The sequence below is a fragment of the Nocardioides sp. genome (assembly GCF_030655615.1).
Lineage (GTDB): Bacteria > Actinomycetota > Actinomycetes > Propionibacteriales > Nocardioidaceae > Nocardioides.
Genome location: NZ_JAURVJ010000110.1, coordinates 1 through 3,859, shown reverse-complemented (window position 1 = coordinate 3,859; position 3,859 = coordinate 1). Strand labels below are relative to the sequence as shown.

At 71.0% G+C, this 3,859-nt stretch carries 4 protein-coding genes; 3 read left to right on the top strand and 1 reads right to left on the bottom strand.

Features of this window, described 5'->3' with window-relative positions; genetic code table 11:
* Together Q7T52_RS09280 and Q7T52_RS09275 are read left to right on the top strand one after the other, a co-directional pair.
* On the top strand, positions 1-461 hold a 461-nt coding region (locus Q7T52_RS09280; protein ID WP_304801711.1), incomplete at its 5' end, for an FHA domain-containing protein.
* Positions 458-874 carry an SRPBCC family protein gene (locus Q7T52_RS09275; protein WP_304801709.1) on the top strand — a complete coding sequence of 139 codons (417 nt, stop codon included), beginning with the start codon at positions 458-460 and terminating at the stop codon, positions 872-874. The genes Q7T52_RS09280 and Q7T52_RS09275, both read left to right, overlap by 4 nt.
* 261 nt (positions 875-1,135) lie before the next feature.
* Here the strand turns inward: Q7T52_RS09275 and lepB are convergent, their stop codons facing one another.
* Complete coding sequence (gene lepB, locus Q7T52_RS09270; protein WP_304801707.1) at positions 1,136-2,056, bottom strand: signal peptidase I; 921 nt, start codon at positions 2,054-2,056, stop codon at positions 1,136-1,138.
* Positions 2,057-2,193: 137 nt separating this feature from the next.
* Between lepB and Q7T52_RS09265 the strand changes: the two genes are divergently transcribed.
* Positions 2,194-3,810, top strand: coding sequence for an AMP-binding protein (locus Q7T52_RS09265; RefSeq protein ID WP_304801706.1), 1,617 nt, complete (start codon positions 2,194-2,196; stop codon positions 3,808-3,810).
* Positions 3,811-3,859 lie beyond the last annotated feature (49 nt).

The following is a 3,859-nucleotide window of genomic DNA, read 5'->3' as shown; positions in this document are numbered from 1 at the left end:
CGCCGCCCGCGCCCGTCGTACCGCCCGCGCCCGCGCCGCCGCCGTCCTCCGAGGCGACGGTCGTGCCCGAGTCGCTCATCAGCGGCCCGACCGCACGCCGCCCCGACCCCGACCGGGCCGCCACGGCCCGCTGGCGGGTCAGCTTCGACACCGGCGAGACGTTCGTGGTGGAGGGCCTGGCGCTGGTCGGCCGCCGTCCCGAGCCGCGGGTGGGTGAGCTGGTCAAGCACCTGGTGCCGCTGCGTTCCTCCGACATGTCGGTGTCCAAGACGCACGCGCAGTTCCAGGTCGTGCCCGACGGCGCCCTGGTCGTGATGGACCGCGGGTCGACCAACGGCTCGGTCGTCGTGCGCCAGGGCGTCTCCAAGTCGCTCACCGCCGGGCGCCCCTCGACCCTCCTCGACGGCGACACCGTCCGCTTCGGGGACCGCACCATGATCGTCGCCAAGGACAGACCATGAGCTTCGACCACGCCCAGACCGTCACCACGCCGGCGCCTCCGAGCGCCGTCTGGGCGCTGTGGGCCGACCCCGCGACCTGGCCGTCGTGGGACCCGTCGGTCGTCGGCGTCGTCCTCGACGGTCCGTTCGAGCAGGGCACCGCCGGCACCATGACCCTGGCCGGGCCCTTCGAGGTCCCCGTCGTGCTCGCGGTCGTCGACCCGGGCACCCGCTACGTCGACGAGCTCACCATGGGCGAGCTCGTCATCCGCATCGACCACGTCGTCACGCCGCTGCCCGACGGCGGCAGCGAGGTCACCGTCTCCGCCACGATCGAGGGACCCGGCGCCGACGACATCGGCCCCATGGTCACCGCCGAGGCGCCCCTCGCCCTAGCGGCGCTGACCGCTGCTGCTGAGGCCGCGTCCGCCTGAGGTCGTACTCCCGCACCAACTCGTGCGATCGCTCGAGTTGGGTATGTGGTGGGGTCGGGATCCTTGACCAACTCGTGCGATCGCTCGAGTTGGGTGGGTGGTGGGGCTTGGATCCCTGACCGACTCGTGCGATCGAACGAGTTGGGTGGGTGGTGGGGCCTAGATTCCAGACCAACTCGTGCGATCGAACGAGTTGGGCACCCGACCGGACCCTCCGCGACCCGAAACCGCAACTGCGCGGTTCCACCCGGCCGACCAACCCTACTTCGGGTCCGGCACGTCCTCGAACACGTCCGGCCGTCCGATGAACTCGGCGTGACCCAGCGGCCAGACCAGCGAGAAGACCTTGCCGACGACGTTGTCCATCGGGACGAACGGCTTGTCGGGGCGGTTCTTGGGCAGCGACGGCTCGTCGGGGTCGCACTGCTCGGGCTGCCGCTTGCACAGCCGGTCGGAGGAGTCGGCCGAGGCGGCCCGGTTGTCGCCCATCACGAACAGCCGGTCGTCGGGCACCGTGACCGTCCAGTTGCGCTGGCAGGCGTTGACCATGGGCCCGTCGCAGTCGGGCTGCGGCCGGATGAAGTCGTCCTCGTCGATGGCGACGCCGTTGACGATGAGGTGGCCCTCCTCGTCGCAGCACTCGATCGTGTCGCCGGGCAGGCCGATCACGCGCTTCACGAGGTGGCCGCCCGTCGGGTAGAGCCCGATCTTGGCCAGGCCCTTGGCCAGGAGGGTCTGCGGTCCGACCTCGGGCCCGAGCAGCCAGTCGCCCGGGTCCTCGAACACGATGACGTCGCCGCGCGAGGGCGAGCCGCCGAACCAGTACGACACCTTCTGCACCAGGATCCGATCGTTCTCGACCAGCCCGGGCTCCATCGACGCCGACGGGATGTAGAACGCCTGCACGAGGAACGTCTTGATGATCAGGGCCATCCCGAGGGCGACCACCAGCAGCACGGCCGTCTCGAGCCACAGCGGGGCGCGCCGCTTCTCGGGGGCCGCGCTCGTCTCGCTGGCCGCGGTCGCACCGCCGTCGCCGTCGTCATCGCCGGCGTCACCGGCGGCCACAGCGCTGCGGTCGGGACCGTCGATGCTGTCGGCGGGTACGACGCCGTCGGTGGCCACCCCGTCGCGGGGCTTCTTCCTCAGCAGGGGCCGGCGCGGAGCGTCGTCATCGGGCACGACAGGGAATGTACGCCAGCGGTCCCCAGACCTTTCCTTCGCCAGCAGTCGCCGACCGGGGCCCCGCCGGAGCGCCCGGCGTCGTCCGCTGAGAACGGCTCTCGCCGTCGTGGAGTGACGCGCGTTACGTTCTGCCCATGGAGTCCTACGCCCAGGGTGAGACCGACCAGCCGCTCCTCGAGGAGACGATCGGGGCGTCGTTCGACCGCACCGTCGCGACCTGGCCCGAGCGCGAGGCACTGGTCGAGGTCGCGACCGGCCGGCGCTGGACGTGGTCCGAGCTGGGTGCAGCCGTCGACGCCGTCGCCCGGGGCCTGCTCGCCGGCGGGCTCGAGGTGGGCGACCGGGTCGGCATCTGGGCGCCCAACTGTGCCGAGTGGACGATCGTGCAGTACGCCACCGCCAGGGCCGGGGTCGTGCTGGTCAACGTCAACCCGGCCTACCGCACCCACGAGCTGGCCTACGCCGTCAACCAGAGCGGCCTGAGGTGGCTGCTGGCCACGACGGCGTTCAAGACCAGCGACTACCGCTCGATGGTCGAGGAGGTCGCGCCCGACTGCGCCGCCCTCGAGCGCACGGTCTACGTCGACACCGACGACTGGGCCGCGCTCTCCGCGGCCGGCGCCGACCTGCCCGCCGATGCGCTCGACGTACGTGCGCAGCAGCTGTCGCCGACCGACCCGATCAACATCCAGTACACGTCGGGCACGACCGGTCGTCCGAAGGGCGCGACGCTCAGCCACCGCAACATCCTCAACAACGGCTGGTTCACGACCGAGACGATCAACCTCACCCACGAGGACCGGCTCTGCATCCCGGTGCCCTTCTACCACTGCTTCGGCATGGTGATGGCCAACCTCGGCTGCACCTCCCACGGCGCCACGATGGTGATCCCGGGCCCGGCGTTCGACCCCGCGGTGACCCTCCGCGCCGTCGAGGACGAGCGCTGCACGGCGGTCTACGGCGTTCCGACGATGTTCATCGCCATGCAGCACGACCCGTCGTTCGCCGACCGCGACCTGACCTCGCTCCGCACCGGGATCATGGCCGGCTCGATCTGCCCGGTCGAGGTGATGAAGCGCTGCGTCAGCGACATGCACATGGCCGAGGTGTCGATCGCCTACGGGATGACCGAGACCTCACCCGTCTCCTGCCAGACACGCAGCGACGACGACCTCGACCGGCGTACGGCGACCATCGGACGGGCCCACCCGCACATCGAGCTCAAGGTCGTCGACCCCGCCACCAGCGAGACCGTCGAGCGCGGGGAGCCCGGCGAGCTCTGCACCCGCGGCTACTCGGTCATGCTCGGCTACTGGGACGACGCCGAGAAGACCGCCGAGGCCATCGACGCCGACGGCTGGATGCACACCGGCGACCTCGCCGAGATGCGTGAGGACGGCTACTGCAACATCGTGGGGCGCATCAAGGACATGGTCATCCGCGGCGGCGAGAACATCTACCCACGCGAGATCGAGGAGTTCCTCTACGCCCACCCCGACGTCGAGGACGTCCAGGTCGTCGGCGTCCCCGACGCCAAGTACGGCGAGGAGCTCTGCGCCTGGGTGCGGATGCGCGCCGGGGCCGACCCGCTCGACGCCGACGCGGTCCGCGCGTTCTGCGCCGGCTGGCTCGCGCACTACAAGATCCCGCGCTACGTGATGGTCGTCGACGAGTTCCCGATGACCGTCACCGGCAAGGTCCGCAAGATCGCGATGCGCGAGGAGAGCGCCGAGAAGCTGGGCCTGTCGTGATCTCGCGCGCCGTGCTCGCCCTGGTCGCGCTGCTCGCGCCTCTGCTCGC

Coding starts and splice junctions, on each gene's coding strand:
- Q7T52_RS09275 (WP_304801709.1), top strand. CDS start 458: ATGAGCTTCGACCACGCCCAGACCGTCACCACGCCGGCGCCTCCGAGC.
- Q7T52_RS09265 (WP_304801706.1), top strand. CDS start 2,194: ATGGAGTCCTACGCCCAGGGTGAGACCGACCAGCCGCTCCTCGAGGAG.